Raw genomic sequence first — 24,314 nt, forward strand, 5'->3', positions numbered from 1 at the left:
TGCCGTTGTGGACTGTCCTCAGTGCGGCCGGTCGTTGCGAGTTCCTGATCTGGATGGCCGCACTCGGAAAATGCCTGACCCTCGATCTTCGGCCACCGGCGACGCAGCCCTGATGTCGGCCCTCACAGAACTGTCGGAACTCGGCGATCCGAACATCCCGGACAAAGCGAGTACTGACGTTCCACACGAACCGGACCGCCGCATTGTGACGGTTGATGTTGATGCTGCGGCGTATTTCGAACCCATCGAAACTGTACCCGCTGCGCAGTCCTACGTGAGTGAAGTGGAAGAGTTGGGGGACGATCCTGTCGCCATCGAAGAATCGCTGGAAGAATTGGCGGCTTTGGGCGATGAGGAAACCGGAAGCCGCGTGTCCCCAGAACTGCTGCAGGAAATGCGGCAGGCTCGCAACGGTGGCGGGTCTTCGGCGACGGCGTTTTTGTTGGCGTGTGTTGCCCTGGCTGCTGGAGCCGCCGGGGGGTGGTTTGCTAAGGATGCTATCGACAAATCATCCAGCACGACCAACCAATCCCAACCCGGTTTGGCGGGGGACAACGGAGGTTTGGCACAGCTTAATGGCAGGGAAGGCGTCGCCCAATCCGACACACTCGCGGTATTGCGCGGCACGATTACGTGGGCTGAGTCGGTTAGCTCGACTGAATCGGGCGACTCTGATCAGTCACAAGACGCATCTATGCCTGATGGCGGAGCGACAGTGTTCATGCTGCCTTCTGAACGAACGGGCTCATTAAAACTCAGCGCTCGCAGTCTTTTGCTTGAGCCTGATCATCCCGACCGACGGGCCACATTAGCGGCGCTGCAGGCGATCGGTGGCAGCATCACGGAAGCAGATGCAGACGGACGTTTTCGCGCTTCTGTTGTGAAGGCACGGCCCGTCACCGTGATTGCGATTTCCAAACATGTCGAGCGACCAGCAGACGTTTCGCCGCCTGCCGAAACCGTTCAACTGTTGGACAGCTACTTCGACTCAACCAGCCACGTTGTGGGGCGGCGAAATCTGAAATCGCTCACCATCCCGGCTCCCTCGGCCTCGACGCAGCCAGTCGATTTTCACTTCACCGGGGCACCGTGAGATCAGGTCGTGAATCTTGTTGCATCGACCCACGCTGCTCCGTACGATCGCGAAAGTCGCCACGATCGATCTGACACCATCATGAAACAGGGACGTATATGACAGGTGTGCTTAACGGATTGTCAATTTCCCTGAACATCTGTTTGTGAGAAGCAACTTGAATTCCCCATCTCCGTCCGCTCGGTTGTCTTTATGTGCAGCAATCGTAGCGTGTTGTTTGTTCAACTCCCACGAATCGCCTGCTGCTGGCAATTCGCACTTGTCAGGACCGTCTGCTCAATATCAAAGCCACCAGGGTTCACCTGTCTATGCTCAGACAAACCCTGTCGTGCTGCACGCTGCGTCGCCCGTGCAATATTCTGCGTCGTTTCCGGCCGCCGCTTCATCAAGCCACTTTGTTCCGCAGATTTCGTACGACGGATTCGTGTCGAATCAACGAGCGATGTGCTATCCGCCTCTCGTCAGACGATCACAGGGGCGAAGCTTCGGTCCGCCGGCAGAAGCCATCACTTCAGCATCAAATCCACCAGTGATCCACTATGCCTCGCCGCCTGTCGTCAACAGAGCAGCCCATGGCTCCGGACGCTGGTCGCAAGTAGGCGTTGGTTCCCCGGTGTTGTCTGGCGATGGGCTTCAGGTGCATCAGCAAGTTATTCCGGAACAGGCCCACAACCTCGCCGTTCCCCAAGGGCGCGCTGTCGAAGGAAGCGCCGACCTGACAATCCCGCTCACGCCAGGCCCCAGTCCCGACGAGCCAGCGCCGAAACAATCGCCGGAGCCCAATGTGCCGCCGAAGGAGCAAGCTGGAGACGCGAAAGGCGCCGAGAAGATGGACGCCCGCGAGGCTAAGTCGGTAGGCCCCGATGAGTCAAAGGAGGCAGCTGACCCTCAGGAAACACCAAAACCCAAGCCGCAGCCGAAACCCCGGAAACCTCGGAAAGAAAAGCCAGGCAAACGTAAACCGATCACGTTGTCGACTCCGGTGCTCGCGTGGAATGTTCCCGATTCATTGCATTCTCGCCACGACCACGAAATCGCATCTCACGAAATCGCGTCGCGTGACAAGATTCGCATCGATGCGCACAACGGACTGGACCTGCAGAGCGGTTGGGTGCAGTTTCCGGAATCGTCAAAGAACCTGCTCAGCGGCATCCAGAAGTCGAAGCAGTTCTTGATCGTGGCGAATGTCACATGTCGCAACGACGATCAGAAAGGTCCGGCTCGAATTTTAAGTTGCTCGAAAGACGTCAGTGCACGCAACTTCACGCTGGCTCAGGACGGACACAAATTCGTGATCCGAATTCGCAGCAGCGTGAAAGATCCAAACGGCACCGAACACGAAACGTCGTTTGGGCGAGTTCTCCCGGGTAAGCCGCAGCAGGTGGCCGTTCGCTACGACGGGCGTGAGCTGGAATGCTACGTCGACGGCGAACTGGTCACCGAACGGAAGTTCAAGACGGACTTCAAGTCGTGGGAACGGTTCCCGGTTGTCGCGGGCAATGAATTCAGTGCGGATCGACCGTGGTCCGGCACGATCCATTCACTGGCCGTTCTGCCAACCGCCAATCGCGTTCAGTTGAAAGAATTCTTCAAGAAGAAGTAGGCGGCTTTCGCACGAACTGATTTGCACCAAAGAAGCCCGGCTATGCGAAAAGGCCGGGCTTCTGTTGTTGTGTGTTCCTGGAACTCAGCGGACGGACGGCAAGCCGAGTGCTCTTCGCAGCAGGCCGATTTGGCCGGCGTGAATATGTTCGTGCAGCGGGCAAAACAGGATGGCTCCCAGTTTGATCGGGTACGCGGCGTATGGCATGTCGACCGGTTCCAGCAGCACAGCGGGATCAACGTTAGCAAGTTCTGCCGTCGCCAGTTCATGAACGCGATTCAGCCGTTCCAGCAACTCGTCGGCGGACGGTTGACTGGCCGGGTCGGCATTTGGCACGGATTCGCGAGTAAACGCCTTGCGAAACGTGCCCGGGATCAGTTCCAGGTCCTCGGGCCTTCGGCCTCTGACGCGAAACATCAGCAATCCGTACTGGCTGACGGCCAGGTGTCCAACCTGCCAGGCCACATGAGTCGGCAGGTCGGAAGGCATCTGAAACCACAATTCGCGAGGCGTCGCTTCAAGCAGTTCCAGAACGTACTGGCGTGCGAATTCGATTTGTCCAATGGTGCCCTCCAGAATTCTGGCGGCCGCGTCACTGGTTGGGATTTCCTGGTTACTCATGTGCCGCAGGTTAGCAGGAATCGGAGGCACTCCAATGTCGGCCCGCAGCAAATTTTCGCGAAGTTTCAGCAACCCGAGAGAATTCGCAAACACCGGGCCTTGATACTCGGAATTGCCTGTGTTGGCGTTAAACTGGCGGTCTTGAATCGCATGGCCACGGAGGTGCTGCTGTTATTTCGTGCAGAAGCTTCAGGTAATTCGTGGTGGACGAACCTCCGGTTGATGATAGGCCGTTTCTTCCCGGCCAGTTACTGTTTCCGTGGGAATCGGATGACGCACCCGCTGCGCCAAAACAATCGCCGCCCCAGAGTGATTCCGTGTCGACAGCAACCGAGCCCGAGCCGAAGTTGGAGCCCGAGTTGGTCGGCGAAGGGCTTGATGCTCCGCAGCCACCGGCAGGCAGCGACTCTCCGGCAGGCGACGACTCTGCGGCCGAATCGGACGCGACTGCCGAGCGTTCGAAGCCAGTGAAAAAAAAACCGAACAAGGCAAGCTCGCAAACCGATGTCAGCCAAACAGCGGAGTCGGCGAAAGCGGAGAGCACATCACCGCCGCCCGCCGCAAAGGTCAAAGCCACATCTAAACGGCGAGCTACGAAACGCAGGCCGAAGAAGGCTGCAAAGCGGCGTCGTGCGTCAGCAAAGTCGACACGTCCCAGTCCCAATAACAGTCAACAACCTTTAAAAAGTTATCACGACGCTATGGAATATATTCCGCTAAAATGGGGCGCGCAACTGCCTAAAGTTGGGTTCGGATTCTGGAAGGTCGATAAAGACCAGACGGCGGACGTTTGCCGTTCTGTGATCGAAGTCGGCTATCGTCATCTCGACTGTGCCTGCGACTATGGCAATGAAGTCGAAGTGGGGCAGGGCATCAAAGCTGCGATCAGCGACGGGCTTTGCGATCGCGAGGACCTGTGGGTCACATCTAAGCTGTGGAATACCTACCACGCTCCCGAACATGTCCACCAGGCCTGCCAGCGATCACTCGATGACCTTGGGCTGGATTATCTCGATCTGTATCTGATTCACTTTCCAATCGCTCAGCGCTTCGTGCCGTTCGAAAAGAACTATCCGCCCGGTTGGTTTTTCGATCCGGATGCAACGAACCCGGTTGTGGAAGAGGCGCGAGTTCCCATGCACGAAACGTGGCAGGCGATGGAAGAACTGGCCACATCGGGACTCGTGCGAAACATCGGCATTTGTAACTTCGGGACCAGTCAGATTCGTGACCTTCTGAGCTACGCTCGAATCAGGCCGGCCGTGCTTCAGGTTGAAACTCATCCGTATCTGACTCAGGAAAAGCTGCTTCGCTACTGCGACCAGGAAAAGATCGCCTACACCGCGTTCTCGCCACTGGGGGCTCAAAGTTACTTCAGCCTTGGCATGGCTGATTCTTCTGAAGCCGTGATGGAAAGCGACGTCGTCAGGAACATCGCCACCGCCTGCGGCAAGTCGCCCGCTCAGGTCCTGCTGCGTTGGGGCGTGCAACGAGGCACCGCTGTTATCCCCAAGACGTCTAAACGCGAACGCATGGAAGAGAACATCAACGTGTTCGATTTCGAACTCACGGACGAGCAGATGACAGCAATCTCGGGACTTAACCAGGGCCGTCGCTTTAACGATCCCGGCGACTTCGGCGAAGCGGCCTTCAATACTTTCCTCCCAATCTACGAATAGGTCGGGATGCCCCGGCGGGCTGTGGCGTGGTAGCATGAGGCTTTGCGAATCGTGTCGGAATCGTCAAAGTAGGTGAACGCTAAGCCTGCGGCGCGGATGCTGCGTGTTCAGGTGTCCTCCTGTTGCACTCAAGGCAGTTGTCCTGTGAGTCCGATCATCCTTCCAGCCGGTGCCAACCGTTCGCTCACTCATCACGCTCAATCAGTGGTCTCCCTTTCTTCCGGAAAGCCAATGCAAGTCTCACCTCTCAACCTCGACACTCTTCGCAGCGACGACGGCAGTACAACCTTCCCGTTGGTCCTCGCCTGCGAAACTTCCGACGCAACACTGGACGACACCGCCACCTGGATTGAGCAAAACCGTGACGATCTCAATGCCCAGGCATCGGCTCATGGAGCGATCCTGTTTCGGGGCTTCCCGCTCGCCACAGATCAGGACTTCGACCGCTTTATCGCCGCCTTCGATTTCCCCAACTTCACGTATAAGGATTCGCTGTCCAATGCGGTGCGTACCAATCGCACAGAACGAGTGTTCACCGCCAACGAAGCGCCGCCCGATGTGAGCATCTTTTTGCATCATGAGATGGCTCAAACGCCGATGTACCCATCCAAGCTGTTCTTCTTCTGCGAAAAAGCGGCGGAAGAAGGCGGGGCGACTCCCCTGTGTCGCAGCGACGTGTTGTTCGCGCGTATGCAGAAAGAAGTGCCCGACTTTGCCGCCGACTGTATCAACAAAGGCTTGCTGTATTCGCACGTCATGCCTGCCGTTGACGACGCCGCCTCCGGCATGGGACGAAGCTGGCAGAGTACGTGGAAGGCGACGACGCCTGAGGAAGCCGAAACCCGCATGACGGGACTTGGCTACACGTGGGAATGGCAGGACGATGGTTGCCTGAAGGTCACGACGCCAAAACTGCAGGCTGTACGAGATCTCGGCGATGGGCGCACGTCGTTCTTCAATCAGTTGATCGCTGCCTTTAAAGGCTGGAAGGACGCTCGCAACGATCCTTCCAAATCCATCACGTTCGGCGATGGCTCGCCACTGGATCCGGGCTTGATGAATCGAGTGATCGATATGGCAGAAGAGATCACGTTTGATGTGCCCTGGCAAACGGGCGACGTGGCTTTGGTTGATAACTACGTCACCATGCACGGCCGCCGTACGTTTCAGGGAACTCGCAAGGTGCTGGCTTCGCTGGTGGCATCATGAGCTGCATCAACATCGGACTCCTTGGAGCTGGCTGGTTCGGCCGGGAAGCCCACCTGAAAAATCTGCTGCGTGTGTCAGACGTCAACGTCACGGCGGTCAGTAGCCGCAGTACCGAAAGCCGAGACGCCGCCAAGGAACTCATCGGCGATCACCTGCAAACGTTCGACAACTGGCGGGACGTGCTGAAGGTTGCAGAACTCGACGCGGTAATTGTCGCTCTGACCAACGATCAGCATCACGCCGCCGCGATGGCGTCCTTCGACGCTGGTAAGCACGTGCTGTGTGAAAAACCGCTGGGCCTGACGATCGCCGAATGCGACGAAATCATCGCCGCGGCCCAAACGGCTGGCAAGGTGTTGCAAGTCGGTCACGAGATGCGGCACCAGGCGTTGTATCAGCGCATGAATACGATGGTCGAAGCGGGCGACGTCGGCGATCCTCGCATCATGTGGTGCCGGGAATACCGAGGCCCCATGCGGCCGGGCTGGCGTTCCAGCGAGCAACTTACGGGCGGTCTGTTGCTGGAAAAAAACTGCCATCACTTCGACCTCTTCAACTGGATGCTGGACACGCCGCCTGTGCGAGTTTCTGCCTTTGGTGGCAAAGACGTGCTGACGGATCGCGAGCTACTCGACAACGCTCAGGTGTTGGTTGAATACGAAGGTGGTCGCCGCGCTGTCCTGGAAATTTGCCTGTTTGCTCCGACCGGCGGCGATTGCGAAATCGGAATCGTTGGTAGCGGTGGCCGCATCGATACGAAGAACCAGGCCATTCACCTGGAATATCACCGTTTTGATCCGCAGGAGCACTTTGCAGAACAGGTGGCCGATCCGGACGATGATGCCGGCTTCAAAGATGCATCCGGCCGAGTCGATCGCGGCATAAAAGCAGAACTGGCTCACTTCCTTGATTGCTGTCGCACGGGGAACACACCGCTGAATGACGGAGCAGCCGCAAGAATGAATGTGGCTGTATGCCTGGCGGCGCAGAAAGCGATCGCGACGGGGCGAGTGGTCACGATCGACGAAGTGCTGAACGAATCAACTTCCTGATAAGGCTGCAGGCCGCTCTCATTTCTCAGGCGGTCGGGTATTTGGCACAATGTGGTGCCTGGCCTCGGCAAAACAATCAAGCCTTGCCCTCAATCATATCAACCCGCCTACGTCTGGCTGCCACGGCCACCAAAGGACATCGTCTCATGCCAATGTGCACCACATTCCACCGTTCCTTTCTGCTGCCAGTGGTTGTCGTTGCGATCGCGATGACAGCAACGAATGTTCCAGCTCAGAACAACAGTCCAGAAGCGCCGCTGATGGCTTACGTCGGCACTTTCAGTTCGCCGTTGAAGGACATGCTGCCCACTCAGGTTGATCTTCCGCCAGGCAACGGACTCGGCATTCACCTGTTTCACGTGGACAGAAAAACGGGAGCGATGACGCCCGCCGGAGTTCATCGCATGGGCACCAGTCCCAGTTGCCTGGCACTCAGTGCCGACGGCACTCGCATGTATTCGACCAATGAAACCGATCGCGTCGGAGGAACAAAGGAAGGTTCCGTCACGGCGTTTGAAGTCGATTCGAAAGACGGAAAACTTAAGCCGCTGAACACCGTACCATCGGGCGGAGCTGGCCCGACTTACGCCAGCATTCATCCGTCTGGGCGCTTTCTGCTGGTCGCCAATTATTTCGGCGGCACCGTCTCCGTACTGCCCATTCAGCCGAACGGAAGCCTCGGTGAAGCGACCGATATTAAAATTGACGCGGGAAAGATCGGGCCGACAACAGCCACCAACGCGCCACCGGGCAGCTTTGCCTTTAGCGGACACGATCGCACTCATGCCCACATGATCGAAGCGGATCCGTCGGGGCAATTTGTACTGCACGCTGATCTGGGGCTTGACCAGATTCTGATTTGGAAATTCGACGACAAAACAGGCAAGCTATCGCCCAATGATCCGCCATTCGTCTCGCTGCCTCCGGGCGACGGGCCGCGACACTTTCATTTTCATCCGAACGGAAAGTGGTTCTATTCGATTCAGGAAGAAGGCTCGACGCTTGTGTTGTTCGACTTTGACGCGAAGACCGGAAGCCTTACCGAACGGCAGACTATTTCCACGCTGCCACCGGATTTTAAAGGCAGTAATTTCTGCTCCGAGATCCTAGTGTCGTCGGACGGAAAGTTCGTCTACGCCGGCAACCGTCTGCACGACAGCATTGGGATTTTCGCAGTGGGAGCCAACGGCGAACTTTCGCACGTCGATGACGAATGGACTCGAGGCAACTATCCTCGCAGTTTTAACTTCGATCCAACCGGGCAATTTCTGTATTCGTGCAACCAGCGAGCCGACAATATTGCCATCTTCAAAGTCGATCGCAGCACCGGGCGATTGAACTTCACCGGAAAGTACGCTGCTGTTGGAAACCCGTCGATCATCGTCTTCCGGGATCTGGCAAAGTAAAAACGGCATCCGCCCATGGCCGTTTCGCAGGCTGGCTCAATGAGCTTCAAGCCAGTTTTCGCCCACTCCCATTTCTACAAGAATTGGAACCTTCATCGGCAGCGCGGTGCGCATGGCTGCTTCGATGACCGGCTTGACGGATTCTTCCTCCGACTTCAGCATGTCAAACACGATTTCGTCATGCACTGTCAGCAGCATCTTTGTCTGGAAGTTGCCGGCTCGCAAAGCGGCGTGCACTTTGATCATCGCCAGCTTCAGCATGTCGGCAGCCGTACCCTGAATCGGACTGTTCATCGCCAGGCGTTCGGCGGCATTCGCCAGAGTCTTGTTGCGGGACGTGATGTCTCGCAAGTAACGGCGACGGCCTGTCTGAGTCTGCACGTAGCCGTGCTCTTTGGCCTGTTCGATCGTTGAATCGATCCAGCGCTGGACCCCGGGATATTCTTTTTTGTAGTTCGTGATGAGGTCGTTGGCTTCAGCGCGAGGAATGTTCAAACGTTGTTGCAGGCCGAAGCCGGAAATGCCGTAGATGATGCCGAAGTTGACCATCTTGGCTTTGTCGCGCATTTCGCGTGTCACGTCTTCAAGATCAACCCCGTACACCTTCGACGCCGTCACGTTGTGAATGTCTGTGCCGTCGGTGAAGGCCTGCAGCATGGCTTCGTCGCCGCTTAGTTCCGCCATGATGCGCAGTTCGATCTGCGAATAGTCCGCGGACAGCAGCAAGTGATCGTCGTCCCGCGGCACAAAGGCGGCTCGGATTTCACGACCACGCTGCTTGCGAACCGGGATCGTCTGCAGATTTGGATCGTTGCTCTGCATGCGCCCCGTGGCCGTCCATGTTTGGCTGTAATGAGTGTGCAGGCGACCGGTTTTGGGATTCACGTGCGATGGCAGTTGATCCACGTAGACCGACTTCAGCTTGGCGGCATTGCGGTAGTCCAGCACGTCGGCCACGATCTGATGTTTGCCCGAAAGTCGCTGCAGCTCGGATTCTCGAGTCGACCATTGTCCGGTCGCGGTTTTCTTCGGGTTCTTTTCCAGTTCCAGTTCTTCATACAACACGACGCCCAACTGTTTGGGCGAATCGATGTTGAATTCGTGTTCGGCTGCCTGATAAATCATGTCGCGCAGCTGATCGATTTCGGTGGTCAGTTGCTGCGAATAGGCGGCCAGAGCGTCTGTGTCGAGGCGGATGCCTTCGTACTCCATGTCCACCAGCACCGGCACCAGCGGGCATTCGACTTCGTAGCACACCTGAGCGACGCCTTGCTTTTCGATATCCGGTGCAATCGCCTTCGCGACCTGCAACGTGATGTCGGCATCTTCGCCTGCGTACTCGGCCAGGCTATCAAGCGGCACGTCGGCCATGTTTTTCTGATCGTCGCCTTTGGGGCCGATCAAGGTCGTAATCGAAACGGGTTTGTACGCCAGATACAACTCGGCAAGGTAGTCCAGGCCGTGTCGCATTTCTGGTTCTTTCATGGAATGAGCCAGCATGGTGTCCATGAGCTCACCACGCGTTTCGATGCCGTTCCACTTTAAGAGCGTGATGTCGTATTTCAGATTGTGGCCGACTTTGCGAATCGATTCGTTTTCGAAGAACGGCCGAAATTCTTCAACTACCGGCGAGCCGGGTACATCAGTGCCCGGTTCTGTGTTTTGTTCCCCAGCTCGCTGTTCGGTGTCGCAGACCACGTACCATGCCTCATGCGGCTTGATGCTGAATGAGATTCCCAGGGGCAGGGCGGTTCGGGGATCCAGCCCCGTTGTTTCAGTGTCGAAGCACACCTCCTTCTGCTTTAACAGCTTCTTCAGCAGGGCTGCTCGTTCCGCCGCCGTTTGCACGACGTGATATGTGTGCTTCACGTCTTTGATGGTTTTGATTTCGACGTCGTCTGCGTCGTCAAACAAAGTGGCCTGAATCTGGCCTTCCCGTTTCTCGCGAATTTTTTCCGTGCGGCTGGCGGAAGAAGAAAATTTCTTACCGAAAATCTTTTTGCCGATCGTGTCGAATTCCAGTTCTTCGAACAGCTCCTGCAACGCATCGTCATTCTGTGGCTGCACTTTTAACGCGTCCAGGTCGACCGTGTGCGGCACGTCCAGTTGAATGGTGACCAGTCGCTTTGACAGCAGAGCCTGTTCCGCATTTTCTTCGACTCGTTCCTTTTGCTTGCCTTTCAGCTTTGACGTGTTCTGCAGCAGGTTTTCGATGGTGTCGTATTCAGCGATCAGCTTTTGAGCCGTCTTGGGGCCGATGCCAGGGACGCCGGGGATGTTGTCGCTGGCGTCGCCCATCAATCCCAGAATATCAATCACCTGATCGACTCGTTCAATATCCCAGTGAGCCAGCACTTCCGGCACGCCCAGAGTTTCATAGGCCGCTCCTTTGCGGCCTGGCCGAAAAATTACCGTGTCTTCGCCGACCAGTTGATGATAGTCCTTGTCCGGTGTGACCATCAGCGTACGGAAGCCCTGCTGTGCTGCTTCGTGAGCGAGCGTGCCGATGATGTCGTCTGCTTCGTAGCCCGGCATGCGGATCACGGTGATGTTGAAGGCATTCAACAGCTTGTCGATGTAAGGAAGCTGAGCTGCAATGTCTTCCGGCAGAGCGTCTCGTTGAGCTTTGTATTCCGGAAAAACCTTGTGGCGTTCGGTGGGCTCCGTGGTGTCGAACGCGGCGGCGATATGAGTCGGTTTCTCCTTCTTCAGGATGTCCAGCACAGTGTTTGTCATGCCAAACACGCCGGACGTCGCCAGTCCCCCGGACGTTTGCCGAGGACTGCGAATGAGCGCAAAGTGAGCTCGATAAACAAGCGCCATGCCATCCAGCAGGACTAGTTTTTTTTGATCGGGGAACAGGTCAGGTTCGGGCATGAAGTTCTACATCGCGGGATGTCGGGAAGTGGTGCGGAGGTGGCAGTATAGAAGAATGGCGGATGGCGCTAAGTCGCCGGAATTGCGATCGCCTCATGCACCGGAGATCCATCCTCAATCATAAGCCACTACGCCATCACGTCCTGAATCGCCTTGCCGTCGCAGAGTGTCAGCGGGCGATCCAGCCGGTCACGAATTTCGTGGGCCGGATCGATACCCAGCAGCGTGTAGATTGTCGCGGCCAGGTCAGCCGGTGGTGTGGGGTTGCTTTCGGGGAAGGCGGCCAGTCGGTCGCTGGCTCCGTAAACCGTTCCGCCGCGAACGCCGCCGCCGGCCAGTACGCTGCTGAAGACGTTGCCCCAGTGGTCTCGACCATCGCGCCCGGCACCCGCTCCGCCGACAACGCTTTGTCCGACTTTCGGAGTTCGTCCCATCTCCCCCGTCCACACGACCAGCGTATCCTCCAGCATGCCACGGTCCTGCAGGTCGTCGAGCAACGCAGAAAATGCCTGGTCGGTCACCGGGCACAGTCGATCCTTCAGGTCAATGAAGTTGCGGCTGTGCGTGTCCCAATAGACGCTGACATTCGTGATTCCATCGTTCGGCCAGAATACCGTCACCAGCGGCACGCCCGCTTCCACCAGACGCCGCGCCTGGAGAACAGACTGCCCGTGCATGTTCATTCCATAACGCTGACGCAGTTCGGGCGATTCGTCCGCCAGATCGAACGCCTTCCGCACGGTGGGATCGGCAAGGATCTGAAATGCTCGTTCTGTTTGAGCCGTCACAGCCGCCCCTTCGCGATACTGATCGAGAAACTGCATCTGCTGGTTCAGGCTGCCCAGCAGGTCTCGACGCTGATCGATGCGTTTGTCGGGAAGGTTGGCTCGCAATGAGAAGCTGGACAGGTAATCAGCCTTTGTCGCGTCATCATCAATGCGAAGAGGTTCATACTGCGGCCCAAGCCAGCCGGCGCCGGAACCGTGTGACTGTTCTACAAACCGCGGACTGCCGTTGATCACTTCCGGCATCATCGACACAAACGGCGGCAACGGACCACGCCCTCGCTGCAGCTGCGAAATAATGGCTCCATAACCGGGCCAGTCTTCGTAAAGTGGCTGACCACGCCGAGCAACATCGCGCCCGGTTAACAGGTAGTGCGTGGCGTGAGTGTGATCGACGCTGTCATGAGTCATGGAACGAATGACAGCTAATTGGTCCATTCGCTGAGCCAGCTTTGGGAGATGCTCGCAGATTTGAATCCCCGGCACGCTTGTGGAAATCGGCCGGAACTCACCGCGATAATCCGGAGGTGCGTCTGGTTTGGGATCCCACGTATCCTGCTGGGCTGGCCCGCCCCACATAAACAGCAAAATGCAGTTACGCGGCTTCTTCTTTCGGCCTGAACCAGCGTTGCCGGTCACCGCCGCCGGAGCAGTCTTCATGGCCGAGGCCAGCTTGTCCGCCTCGCGTGCTTCGACAAGCTGCGACAGAGTCAGCCCGAACAGCCCCAAAGAACCGGCTCGCAAAAATTCCCGACGCCCCTTCCGGACCGACGGCATTTGCAGAATGCTCATTCGCGAATTCATCACGCACCTCCAGCCCTGATGATACTCGCAGAGAACGTTGACAAGAAGCCTCTTTTCGCGCGCAATTGCCCAACAAATTCACGTCGTGCCAAACGTCCACTGCGGCGTTGCGGGGACGGGAAACCGCCCCATCTTCACGTGGCAATATGCCCACGACCGCGCATCAATGATCCGCGTCGGAGCGTTCGGCAGCACCTCTCGCAATTCGCCGTCGCTCACGTGCGAGCGAATGACCTGCATGTCCGGATGAGTCGCGTAAGCCATTGCATAGGCCAGAAACCGCAATGGATCACTCAACGCCTGCTGCAGTTCTTCGAACCAAATAACGCGGCGAGCGATCTCCTGGATTTCCGGAGTGTGATGATCATTCGTTGCGTATTAGCGGCGCGGCTGTCACGCGATCTCTGAAATCTCCCCATTCGAGTTTGCATCTGTGTTGGGGCAAACGCAGCGTCAGGGTCTCCCCACTTATCATCAATGATCCACCATTGCCGTTGCATTCCGCAATCGCATCACTAACACGAATTCTGAGCAATTCCACACCACTATCGGCGTCCCAGATGCGTACAGTCAAATCTTCACTGAACGTGACCACTCTCCGATAGTCCGGACTCAGGCTGGCCGCGATAATCGGTTTCACATGCCCGCTCAAAGAGAGCGTCGGAATCGGAAATTCAGTGTCAGCATCGGGATTTATGATTACCTTATGTCCATCGTCACTGAAAACCAGCCATTTCCCTCGTTCCTGACTGTACCACAATGGCTCCATGTCTTTAGATGAATCAGTTGGTGAAGCCATCGGCCGAGGAACTGATGTTCCCGACGCTGAGGAGTTACGCACGCTACGGCGGTTGTTTATATCAACCTGGAATACCTCATTCTTGTCGGTCACCGCGAACAGCCAGTCGGGAAGTTTGTCTTTGCGGCGGTTGCCCACAAATTGTAGCCTGGTGATGCGGCAACCATGGTTTACGCAGCGAAACAGGTCACGGGCCGCGTTGGAGTGGATCACTAATTGCGAATCAGACGCAAAAGCCAACTCGAAATCGAAAACTGTGCCTTTCCCCCCGAAGACGCCGGCGGTGATCGGGTGGCCATCCCCTTTATAGACCGCGAATCGCTTCGCTTTGTCCAATTTGTACGAATAGACACTGACGTCACCATTTTCAAGGCCGCACATCACAGTGCTCCCAGATGGCGATGCGGTTGCAAAAGTTGGGCTGTCCGATTGCCTGATCTGTTTGACCAATTTCCTTTCAGTCCCTCGTCGAATCTGCAGCATTCGGCCATCTGAATCGAGATCTAAGTATCCGGTCGTTGCCCATCTGTTTGGGAATGTGAGTCTTGCCATACTCGGAACGGGCGAAGCATAAGAATGCTTGCCACCCTCCATGCGCACACTCGGCCAATCTCGTTCTGAATAGCGAGTGAAAACAGGGTAGGGATCTGAGGCGACTTGGCTTTCATTAGTACCTTTTTCGTTCAATGGACGGACTGTCAGCGGCGACAGTCGCGTGTTGCAGTAAAACGGTTGGATACGACCGCTGATGGTCTGCACACTGACGACAAGCCACTTTTCACCGTAGAACACAACGCGACTATCACGGGCGTCCCACCTCTCGTTAGGAATCAGAGAGCCGATATCGGCGTGTCTGGCAGAACTGTGAACTTCGAGCCGGCCCGAACTTGTAAGGAACGCAAGTTGTGACTGATTCGGTGAAACGGCCAGCGAACTTATCACGTCACCCTTGTCGGTCCGATACTCAAATGGCCCGAGAAACGGTGACGCCAGCGCTGTCAAGTAGTTGAATTCGAAGTGCCTTTGTTCTTCTGGCGTCTGCTGCAGCGTTGCCTGAGCGTCGACAAATCGTCCGCCTTTGATTTGAACACGTGCTTTCTCAAGTTGCCGCTGATATCGTCCGCTCCGCTCCTTCGCCTCAGAGAGCGTACGCAGTTCCTGTTCCGCGACGACTCGTGAATCAGAACTCTGAAGGGCCTTCCTCAGCCGTTCCGATTCTGCAAGTTGCGACTTCAGTTCATTCTTTGCATCCAACGCTTCCTGCGTCTGCAGTTCAGCCAGTTCCTTTTCTTTTTGCAAGTTCCGATTCAGCCGATTGGCCCGTTCTTCGGCGACCTGAGCGTCCTTTTCGGCGGCCACAGCGGCCAGCCGTTGCTGGTCGAAGGCGTCTCGGTCTTCGATAGCCCTTGAACGCGATATCGAAGCAACGACAGTCACGGCAATTAGCAGCAGTCCGACAAGGGCTCCGAGAGCCGATGGCACTGGATTGCGTTTGATGATGCGTAGACCTCGCTGCACAATAGCCAAGGGACGAGCAACCACTGGTTCGCCTTCCAACCATCGATCCAGATCATCGCTGAACTTCTCACAGTCGGCGTACCGCCAGTCTGCGACTTTATTCATCGCCTTTTCACAGATCGCCGCAAGGTCACTCGATACTGAATCATCGATCTGACGAACATGCGTCGGATCATTATCGCCAGCTACGGCGGCGACGACCAAGTAGGTGGAACCTGTGAACGGCGGCTTGCCGGTAAGACATTGGTAAAGCACGGCACCCAGACTGTATTGGTCGCTGTGCGGCCCAACTTCTGACAGCGTGCCGCGAGCCTGTTCCGGCGACATGAAGGCGGGCGTTCCCAGGATTCCGTCCTGAGTCTGTTGCGGCCCTTCTGCGTCAGTCGATTGATCATCAAGCACTTTGGCCAATCCAAAGTCTGCGATCTTGGCTCGACTGGTCGCACGATCGATCAGTATGTTTTCCGGCTTGATGTCGCGATGAATAATTCCTTCGGAATGCGCGTAGTGGAGGGCTGATGCGAGATCGCGGACCCATTCGACTCTTTGATTCAGCGTTGGCTGCTCTTCCAGCAACACTTCCTTCAATGTACATCCGGCGACGAATTCCGTGGCAATATACAGTCGACCATCGTTTGTCTGGCCGTTCTCATAGACCGTCACGATATTCGGGTGATGCAGCTTTGCGGCACTGCGAGCCTCTGTCACGAAGCGCCGCCTGCGTCGCTTGTCGCCGGGGCCGAACGTCGGAACCTTTATCGCCACGAAGCGTTCCAGTTGAGGATCGTACGCACGATACACCTTGCCAAAACCACCTGCCCCCAGCACGGATTTCAATTCAAACCGTCCCAGCTTCCGCAGCGTTTGTTCTTCGCTGTTTTGAGCCGCCGGACTCACAAGATCACTCAGTGTTTGACTCTTAGCCAGCTGAGTGGTGTCCACAGAAACCGCGGCTTCTGTGGTATCCATCGTCATCTGCGACGCTTCCGACACGTCGCTCGCAACGAAGGTTTCACGGCACGCGGGACACCGCACCGTCTTATCGCGATTGGCTTCGTTGATCCGGAGTCGCTTGCCGCAGGACGGACAGGATGTTTTTAGAGTCGTTGTCATTGTTCTTCCGGAGGCAACAACCGTTCTTTTTGCGGAGACGTTTTAGACTCACGCTCCGTTGCCTCTCTTGCTTGGTCGCGAATACTTTGAACGCGTGTCGATTCGTCGCTGTCTTCGACAGTTAGATACAGAGCTCGCATCAGCGTGAACATGCTGTAATGCGCAGCCTCGTTACCCGGTTTGGCTCGACCAAATTGAAGACCGTTTCGATTCATGAAACTCAGGAAGTTGATCAGGTGGTCGCCATCCTCTTCCGGGGCGTAACTGTCGCGACTCTGGAAAGGTCGAAGATCTCCCGTTGTTTCCAATCGCTTCATTTCACGGTTCAGGTCACGAAAAAAATCTCGGCATTGGATGTATTGTAGAGTCCTGCCGTTATTGATCGCCCAGCTCTTAGCTTTGCTGGATGCAAACGCTTTTCTGAATTTTTGCAGCGACTGTTCCATAGCCATGACACTGCCAACCGAAGCCTGTCCGTTCTGCTCGGCTTCCTTAACCACACGTTGCCGTGCCTGTTCGTAGTCAGTTTTGTAGCGTGAAAATTCGTCCCACCGCAGGATATATGGCCAATAGTTGATCTCAGCCGTTTTCAGCGAAGTTGCTGCGAAGTCGACGTTTCTTTGCTGCAACGTCAGTTGCTCAAAAACTTGAGGTTCGATTTTCAGTTCAGACAGTACACCGCTGCTGTAGCGAGTGTCGTTCGGGTCGAACCGATACGGTAACGCAGTCACGGCAAGTCGAGTCAACAGAAAGTTTAAGGCTCGTCCACTACGAATCGCGCCTTCGCTCATATCGGGATTGTCGCGCAATTGTTGCCACGTTCGGTGGTTTCGCCAGCTTCGGCTGCTGAGATGCCGCAGGTTTCGGATCTGCCGAAGATCGTGTTCCTCGATTTCCAGCTCCATCACGTTCATCTTGGCCATCCGGCGAAAGCCGAGCACCCGGTTTCTCTGAGCCTCCATCAAAGCCGCTTGAGCCTGGACACGGGCGACGACGGCGGCCACGGGATCATGATCCGCCCAAGTTACTGTGCCTGCGTCATTTTTTGACGGGGCGGGATAGCCTGTGCCTTCGTCGGCTGTTGAGGAACTGATGGCAATCGGGAAAATTGCAACAGTGAGTATCGCTGCGTGATTCATCATTTTGAAAATTCCTCCGCAAGCTGGCTGACGAGACTACCATCGAAAGCGTCGATATTCTGGTTTTCGGGCGTTGGCCGAACGTAGAGACCAATCACCAGATCACTGGCATCGAGGATCGGACTGCCGATGAAAGCCAGATTCGTTTGGTCAGTCTGATGATCGTCAACCCGAGCGGACAGCGAAGCCGCTGCAACTCCGTTTGAAAACTGCAGCGAATCGGCTCGAACGGTTAGTTGTTCCACTTTGATGGGGATCGACGCATCGAAAAAAGGATCGTTGACGTCGAAGGGATAACCGATGACCCGCAGTTTTTGACCCGGCCGCAGATTTTCGTCCCGCAACGACAGACCAACCTGAAGCTTTTCATCAATGTCAAAATACCCGACGTCAAATGCTGTTCTGAGTTTCAAGAGTGCGACCATTGTCTTCTGATTCTCAGTCGTTACGGGCAGCGCATCAACTTGTGTCGTGATTTCTTCGAATTTCGGATGCACGCGCATCTGACTGATGGCGATCCAACGCTTTCGAGTGGGGGAGTACAAGGTTGGGTCAGTGAACGAACTTTTCATCAATTTTCTGAGAGAGTATATCACGGAAGCAGACGTGACGACGCGGCCGTCATTGATGACGAACGCCGTCCCAACGCGAAATGGTGTTCTGCTTTCGGATTCACGGCAAAACACGACGAATATGGCTTCTGCGGCGTCAAACCTGGCGGCGGTATTGTCCTCACCGTTTCCTGAGGGGCTGGATTCGGTTGGGCCGGAGACTGTCTGACTCTCTTCACTGGTTGGACCGGATTCTGGCCTTTCCTGTTTCGATTCGTCCATTCCCGCGACCGCTGTTTCCAAAATGGCCTCCGGCGCTGTTTCCCTCGATTCGATGGTCGTCGCTGCAGCCGTGTCGGCAGGGGCTTCGCCACCTTTGGGGAAGGCCAGCCATAACACTGCGACGGTAATGGCTGTCGCACAAACCGCAATGGTCGCGTTTGGAAACTCCGAAGCATGAGTCACCTCGGGCGTGACAGTTGATACGGGCGTTTGAGATGGCGGTGTCGTGGACTGTTCTGCCAATTGCAGGATCTCAGCGACGCTGTATTCCGCTGAGCCGAAAAAAATGGAGTCCCCGGGAGTCACGATCGCGCGCATCGTCTTGTTTTCCACTGTGCGAATGCTGGTGCCATTCGTGGACTTGAGATCTTCGAGGATGATGCGGTTCGGCGACACCGTCAGACGTGCGTGGTGGGCCGAAACATTCGCAGTCTCCAGCATCACAGTGTTGTCCGACGCTCTGCCGATCGTAATCACTTTAGAATCAACGTTTGACATGTCTATCGCACCTCAAATACGAAACGCTGTTGGCCCAACTGGAATTCCGCCTGATGAGCCAGAGCAATGCGGTTGATACGAATCCAGACTCCGTTGACGCTCTTCTGATCTTCAAGCAGCCAGCGTTGTTGCGGTTCCTTTGTCAATTTTGCATGCAATGGTGAGACGTACGGATCGTTTTCGATCCGCACGTCGCATCCAGCATCCTGCCCGATCTCTACAATGTCTTGATCAAGTGTGAAACTCCGCCCCGGGCAATCGGTACCTGTCACTTCAACGAGGCGTGGAATGGCCAAGAGGGCTTCATCCGAAGAAGATTTGATGTAAGTAATGGTCTGCTCCGGATCTGCTTTCACAGGATTGTGGGCGGACGTTGACGTTCGAAATTCGTATCGTCGGCTGCCGATCATCAGTTCGGCGCCATGTTTGGGCCTCGCCTTGTAGGCTCGTAGAAACGTACCGTTTGTGCTGGCCTGATCGACCAGAAACCAGCGATATTCGCCACGTTTGTGGACACATTCCAGCGTTGCATGCACACTCGAAAGGTCCGGATCAAACGGGATGTTGACATCACAGCCCACGCGACCCAGAGTGAACTTAGTGGTGCGAATCCGAGTTAATTGACCTTCGGTATCGCTGCCATCGTCGAGGATCGTCAGTAAAGCCGTAGGCGGACGGCGTGATGGACGAAAACGCATAGGCTGATCGGCAGGCCGAGAGAGGTTGTCAATGCCTTGCACGTCGGCCCCATTGTTCGCCTGAAGTTTTAGGAGTTGCTGCAGCGGCTCAGACACCGTTTGCTGAATGGGATTTTCATCTTCGTTAAGAGTATGTTTCATAATTGTCCCAAAGTTTAAAGTGGATTCCATTTGGCGGCCAAAAAGCAAGGGGGACTGAGGGACCGCTTTCAATCAAAGTGCGTAAGAGCTTTAGGTACAATTCCCTGACGAAAGTCGCCCCACTGGACAACAGTATGGCTGGAAACACGGTAGTTAGCGTTTTCAGCTGCGTCGGGAAGTCTCAATACTTCTTCGCGGCTCAAAGTCCTTGTCCTGGACGCAGTCAACAGCAATTCAATCTTTGATTCATTGATTGACATTCCTTGCGGTTCTGGTCGCCTTGAACGCGTGTAGCCGATTGGCAGTGAAAGCAATTCGATCCCTGTCCTGACGTCCCAAATTCGAATGGTCCGATCTGCCGATGATGTGACGGCACGACGTAAATCAGGGCTTATCGCTCCTGAGTAAATTGCGTCCGTATGCCCCAGAAAAGTCGTTGCATTTACAGGCGTGTTGTCCTCTGGTCCATGATTCAGGATTACGGAGTAGTTTTCGCCAGCAGCCAATGTATGTTTTTCGCTTGGATCAAAACCAATCCGGCTATCGTTACTGACACCTGATTTTCCGACGGCGTCCGCATCTGTTGATGTTAAGTCACGTTCCAGCATTCGTCTGAATCGTTGAGATTCAATATCGATCTGCAGCAGTTGCCCGTCGGAAGTAGCTGCCAGGACCGCGTCAGTACGCCGCCGATCTGTCGGGCAAGTTAGAAATTGTACATACGCCAGATAACTCGCCATTTGCCGGTGCTGAAAAGTCAACTCGCCGCCTTTGGTGTTACGCACTACAAGCTGGCGCCCAGCAGATACCGCCAATAGATCCAAGCCGAATGCAGCAAATGCAGCAAATGTGACGGGCTCATTGAAGTCATGAAAGGAATTCAGAACTTTCATTTTACTGTCCATTAGTACAACGGTGCCGTCCGAGTGACCGATCATCGATATGGACGACGATCCGCGGCGAGCAAATGATGGCACAACCCAGGGCCAGCGCATACTAAGTTGTTTTGCCGGTAAGGATTTGCATCAAATAGTCAATGTTCCATCCGGCCATTCTTCTTTTCATGACGTTGCTTTGTTTGCCAGGATGTTTCTTGATGAGGCTGAGTGTGAGTCGTCTGAGCCATGACAAATTGTTCGCGAAGATTCGGTTTCGGACTCGACTCTCATCCTCGCGGTAGGTCATGTCGAGACTCCAGTGCAGCGTGTTTTCTATGGCCCAGTGACCACGAACCGTTGTTGCGAACAGCTCGCCTTTGCGACGCAGACTGCTGATGTAGTAGCGAACGTCAGAATGATGAATGCCGTCCTGCTCGTACATTCGGATCGCCGTTCCGATGGTCTTGAGTCCGGCCCATTTGTGGCCCACGTCAAAATCGACAGGCACGGTCGCCTGATAGTAGATTCTCTGTTCCTGCCGACCGTGTCCCTTCTCTGTTTCTTCATAGCGACTGACGGGACAGCGAGCGAAGTCATCCTCCAGGTGATCGAGAAAAAACTTCTGCACGACCTCATAGAGTTTCGGTTGGTTGCCTTTCAGGGCTAACACATAGTCTGCATTGCCAGACACGATCTGCTGCGCAATGTTTTTTTGACAACCCGCTGCGTCAATCGTAATGATCGCCTCATCGATATTGATTTCGTTCAGTAATTTCGGGATCGCGGTGATCTCGTTCGACTTCTCTTCCGTCGCCACCTGTCCCAGAGAAATCCCCTGATCAGAAGCCCACGCACTCACGATGAACAACGCACCCAGCCCATTCTTTTTGTCATGTGATCGACGGAGTGCTTTGCCATCAATCGCAATCTGTTTTCTGTAGCCTTCTTTCTGTTCGTCGGAAAGTCCTTCCAGCGATTCAATCCATTGCACGAAGCACGCTTGAAAGTCGTTCGGCTTCAGGAGAGAAAGGACGCGCCGGTACGTATCTTTTTTCGGAATGCCATGCGGAAGTGCCAGGTGTTTCTGCAGGCCATCGGCATTCAGTCGCGCCCATTCCGCAATCGCACTGGGGCCGTCGGCGTTGGCCAGCACTCCGCAAATGGCGATCACAATCACATCACCAAGCAGATGCAGACGATTGATGTTGGAACGCGGGTCTTTCAATTGATCAAAGTAATGAACAATGTTTCCTGTCAGCTCCTGGGTGACCGCCAGTTCAACTGTCGACATCTCTTGTCCTCTCCTCGTGAAGTCCGATGTTACGACACGAAAAGACTAACCAATACTCACTTGTCGCGCCAGCCTAAATTGCCCAAAGTGCGCGCTGGCCCTGTGGCACAACCCCTTCTCGTAACTGGATCGGTGTCAGTGAGTCTTTCGCAATCTCGCCTTTGACAGCCCACTCATCCCAATACGATGAAGAGAGAAAAGTACTTTGGCGCCGTTGTTTGGTTCTATCAGCGAGCTTCGGAGCGATCTGCAGCTGACTTCCACCGGAGGCCACGGTGATGCTTTCATCCGGTGCAATCCATACCTTGCCCTGTCGTGATTTACTCATACTTTCGAAGTCGATAGTTGTCATCGCCGGTTTTTCAGCGTCGGTATCGCAAACCCATGCTTTCTTAATGGCATCACGACGGTTTTCACGTGCGCGCATGACCAGCCACCGGCCGTCGTGAGAGAAAGCCATTCGACAGCTGCGATAATCCTCCGAGCTCAACCCCATGCCGTCTGAAAGGGCTAGAGAAATAATCTTTCCGCGGCGCAAATAGTGAAGTGACATATCCGATGTCATGAACCCAACTTTTGAATAATCGTTGGAAAACGCGAAGTTTCCAGGTTGCGATTTGCTTCCTGAACTTAGTGAACTGGTATCAAAGAGCGGCACGACCGAGCTTGCCATTGCCATGAGCACTTTATATTCAACGTGCCTTTGCCGCTCGGATGTACTCTCCAGCGTTTCTCTTGCCTTTTCGAAATGGCCGGAGTTGATTGACTCTCGTGCACGGCCCAACTTGCTGGCATAAGCGGTGGTGTCTTCGATCGCAGTTGCCAGGGAGTTTTCCTCTGTTGACAAAGTGAGGTCTGTCTTCAGTTTTTTCGCGATAGCAATTTGGTTTTGCAGTTTCTCAGTAAGCTCTTCGGCAGACTTTTGTGCGGCTTGGGCCTGCTTGGTACGAGTATTGGCTTCCTCCGTTTTTTGAACAAGTTGATGGTTAAGGTCCAATGCCTTTTTTTTCGCCGCCGTTGCGGCGTCTTTCGCTTCGATGGCTGCCATCCGCTCATGGTCGAAGCGTTCCTTATCATCGATCGCTCTCTGCCTCGAGAGGAAGGCTAGAACGGCGACGGCGATCAAAAGAGCCGCGGCTAGTGTGGACGTGGCTGCCGGCACAGGGTGACGACGAATCATCATCATTGTCCTGGCAGGGGGCGAAAGGGGGCGGGCTGTTACCGGCTCGCCTGATAACCAGCGATCGAGATCGTCAGCAAGTTCCTCGCAAGCCTTGTACCGCCACTTGACGGATTTGCTCATCGCCATTTTCGCAAATGGCTACCAAGTCCAGCGGAACTGACGGTGAGATATTTCGAATAGAGATCGGCTCTGTATCTCCAGCGACGGCAGCCACGACAACATATGTTGAGCCGAAAAATGGGGGCTGGCCGGTCAGGCATTGGTAGAGCACAGCACCAAGACTGTATTGATCGCTATGTGGACCCACTTCATTGAGCTTTCCTCGAGCCTGTTCAGGTGCCATAAACGCAGGAGTTCCCAGAATGCCATCCTGCGTCTTCAGCTCTGCTTTCTCACTGCTGCCTTGTTCGTCCAGAACCTTTGCGAGGCCGAAATCAGCAACTTTGGCTCGTGTGGCTGTATCATCAATAAGCACGTTTTCTGGTTTAATGTCACGATGTACGATGCCTTCCGAGTGTGCATAGTGAAGAGCCTCTGCCAGGTCCCGGACCCAGGTGACTCGCTGAGTCAACACAGATTCTGAAGTCTTTAATACCTCCTTCAACGTTTTTCCGGCCACGAATTCAGACGCAATATAGAGTTGCCCATCCTCTGTCTCGCCATTTTCGTAAACCGTTACAATGTTGGGGTGATGCAGTTTGGCGGCGCTCCTAGCCTCGGTCACGAACCGTCGCCGCCGCCGGAGGTCTCCCGGGGCAAATGTCGGAACTTTTATCGCAACAGTGCGTTCGAGCTGCAAATCATGAGCCTTATAGACAGCGCCGAACGCTCCCTCACCCAGCTTATCCTTGATTAGGAACCGTCCGATTGTCTTCCGCGACTCTGTAGGCGAAGGCAACAATTCCGAAACGCGGTCGTTGGAAATGATTGTCTGCTGCAATTCGTGACCGGACCGAGTTGTATTCGCTGCCGTTTGCGGGACAAATCGTTGCTTACATTTCGGGCAGCAAACCTGCAGCGTCAGCTTTTCCTCGGAAACACGCAGCTTTTGATCGCAACTCGGACAATTGATTTTCAATTTGGTGGTCATATCA

18 protein-coding genes are annotated in these 24,314 nt (G+C 55.2%); 6 read left to right on the forward strand and 12 right to left on the reverse strand.

All coding sequences use genetic code 11. From position 1 onward, the window contains the following. Positions 1 to 70: 70 nt before the first annotated feature. Positions 71 to 1,093, forward strand: a complete 1,023-nt coding sequence (locus Fuma_RS25960; RefSeq protein WP_145944384.1) for a hypothetical protein — start codon at positions 71 to 73, stop codon at positions 1,091 to 1,093. A 259-nt stretch (positions 1,094 to 1,352) separates the two neighbouring features. Then, positions 1,353 to 2,696, forward strand: a complete 1,344-nt coding sequence (locus tag Fuma_RS25965; protein WP_077026691.1) for a LamG-like jellyroll fold domain-containing protein — start codon at positions 1,353 to 1,355, stop codon at positions 2,694 to 2,696. 84 nt (positions 2,697 to 2,780) lie between these two features. Here the strand turns inward: Fuma_RS25965 and Fuma_RS25970 are convergent, their stop codons facing one another. Next, positions 2,781 to 3,410 carry a DinB family protein gene (locus Fuma_RS25970; RefSeq protein WP_218922302.1) on the reverse strand — a complete coding sequence of 210 codons (630 nt, stop codon included), beginning with the start codon at positions 3,408 to 3,410 and terminating at the stop codon, positions 2,781 to 2,783. 608 nt (positions 3,411 to 4,018) lie between these two features. Here Fuma_RS25970 and Fuma_RS25975 point away from each other — a divergent pair. The 4 genes from Fuma_RS25975 to Fuma_RS25990 all read left to right on the forward strand — a co-directional run bounded on the left by Fuma_RS25975 (position 4,019) and on the right by Fuma_RS25990 (position 8,663). Further along, positions 4,019 to 4,996 (forward strand): aldo/keto reductase, encoded by a 978-nt coding sequence (locus tag Fuma_RS25975; RefSeq protein WP_077028557.1) that lies wholly within the window; start codon positions 4,019 to 4,021, stop codon positions 4,994 to 4,996. A gap of 231 nt (positions 4,997 to 5,227) precedes the next feature. Continuing rightward, entirely contained in the window at positions 5,228 to 6,205 is a 978-nt protein-coding gene (locus Fuma_RS25980) for a TauD/TfdA family dioxygenase (RefSeq protein WP_077026692.1), read from the forward strand. Beyond that, entirely contained in the window at positions 6,202 to 7,257 is a 1,056-nt protein-coding gene (locus Fuma_RS25985; protein WP_077026693.1) for a Gfo/Idh/MocA family protein, read from the forward strand. The genes Fuma_RS25980 and Fuma_RS25985 overlap by 4 nt, the downstream gene beginning before the upstream one ends. Before the next feature lie 146 nt (positions 7,258 to 7,403). Next, positions 7,404 to 8,663, forward strand: coding sequence for a lactonase family protein (locus tag Fuma_RS25990; protein ID WP_077026694.1), 1,260 nt, complete (start codon positions 7,404 to 7,406; stop codon positions 8,661 to 8,663). A gap of 36 nt (positions 8,664 to 8,699) precedes the next feature. On the opposite strand, the gene polA is transcribed toward Fuma_RS25990, so the two are convergent. From polA to Fuma_RS26045, 11 genes are all read right to left on the reverse strand, one after another. After that, positions 8,700 to 11,540 carry a DNA polymerase I gene (gene polA / locus Fuma_RS25995; protein ID WP_077026695.1) on the reverse strand — a complete coding sequence of 947 codons (2,841 nt, stop codon included), beginning with the start codon at positions 11,538 to 11,540 and terminating at the stop codon, positions 8,700 to 8,702. Positions 11,541 to 11,668: 128 nt separating this feature from the next. Next, a complete protein-coding gene (locus Fuma_RS26000) occupies positions 11,669 to 13,117 on the reverse strand; it encodes a DUF1501 domain-containing protein (RefSeq protein ID WP_077026696.1) in 1,449 nt (482 codons plus the stop codon). 90 nt (positions 13,118 to 13,207) lie between these two features. After that, complete coding sequence (locus tag Fuma_RS26005; RefSeq protein WP_218922303.1) at positions 13,208 to 13,426, reverse strand: hypothetical protein; 219 nt, start codon at positions 13,424 to 13,426, stop codon at positions 13,208 to 13,210. Between the two features lie 67 nt (positions 13,427 to 13,493). Then, entirely contained in the window at positions 13,494 to 16,559 is a 3,066-nt protein-coding gene (locus tag Fuma_RS26010; RefSeq protein ID WP_077026698.1) for a WD40 repeat domain-containing serine/threonine protein kinase, read from the reverse strand. After that, positions 16,556 to 17,701, reverse strand: coding sequence for a hypothetical protein (locus Fuma_RS26015; protein ID WP_077026699.1), 1,146 nt, complete (start codon positions 17,699 to 17,701; stop codon positions 16,556 to 16,558). The genes Fuma_RS26010 and Fuma_RS26015 overlap by 4 nt, the downstream gene beginning before the upstream one ends. After that, a complete protein-coding gene (locus Fuma_RS26020; protein WP_077026700.1) occupies positions 17,698 to 19,029 on the reverse strand; it encodes an FHA domain-containing protein in 1,332 nt (443 codons plus the stop codon). The genes Fuma_RS26015 and Fuma_RS26020 overlap by 4 nt, the downstream gene beginning before the upstream one ends. A 2-nt stretch (positions 19,030 to 19,031) precedes the next feature. Then, positions 19,032 to 19,868, reverse strand: coding sequence for an FHA domain-containing protein (locus Fuma_RS26025; protein ID WP_077026701.1), 837 nt, complete (start codon positions 19,866 to 19,868; stop codon positions 19,032 to 19,034). A 68-nt stretch (positions 19,869 to 19,936) separates the two neighbouring features. Further along, positions 19,937 to 20,761, reverse strand: coding sequence for a WD40 repeat domain-containing protein (locus Fuma_RS26030; protein WP_145944385.1), 825 nt, complete (start codon positions 20,759 to 20,761; stop codon positions 19,937 to 19,939). Between the two features lie 103 nt (positions 20,762 to 20,864). After that, complete coding sequence (locus Fuma_RS26035) at positions 20,865 to 22,037, reverse strand: ISAs1 family transposase (RefSeq protein WP_077022421.1); 1,173 nt, start codon at positions 22,035 to 22,037, stop codon at positions 20,865 to 20,867. A gap of 73 nt (positions 22,038 to 22,110) precedes the next feature. Next, positions 22,111 to 23,340 (reverse strand): hypothetical protein, encoded by a 1,230-nt coding sequence (locus Fuma_RS26040; protein ID WP_077026703.1) that lies wholly within the window; start codon positions 23,338 to 23,340, stop codon positions 22,111 to 22,113. After that, entirely contained in the window at positions 23,291 to 24,310 is a 1,020-nt protein-coding gene (locus Fuma_RS26045) for a serine/threonine-protein kinase (protein ID WP_077026704.1), read from the reverse strand. Before Fuma_RS26045 ends, Fuma_RS26040 begins: the two co-directional genes overlap by 50 nt. Positions 24,311 to 24,314: the final 4 nt, after the last annotated feature.

Origin of the sequence: Fuerstiella marisgermanici, from assembly GCF_001983935.1 — a bacterium.
Lineage (GTDB): Bacteria > Planctomycetota > Planctomycetia > Planctomycetales > Planctomycetaceae > Fuerstiella > Fuerstiella marisgermanici.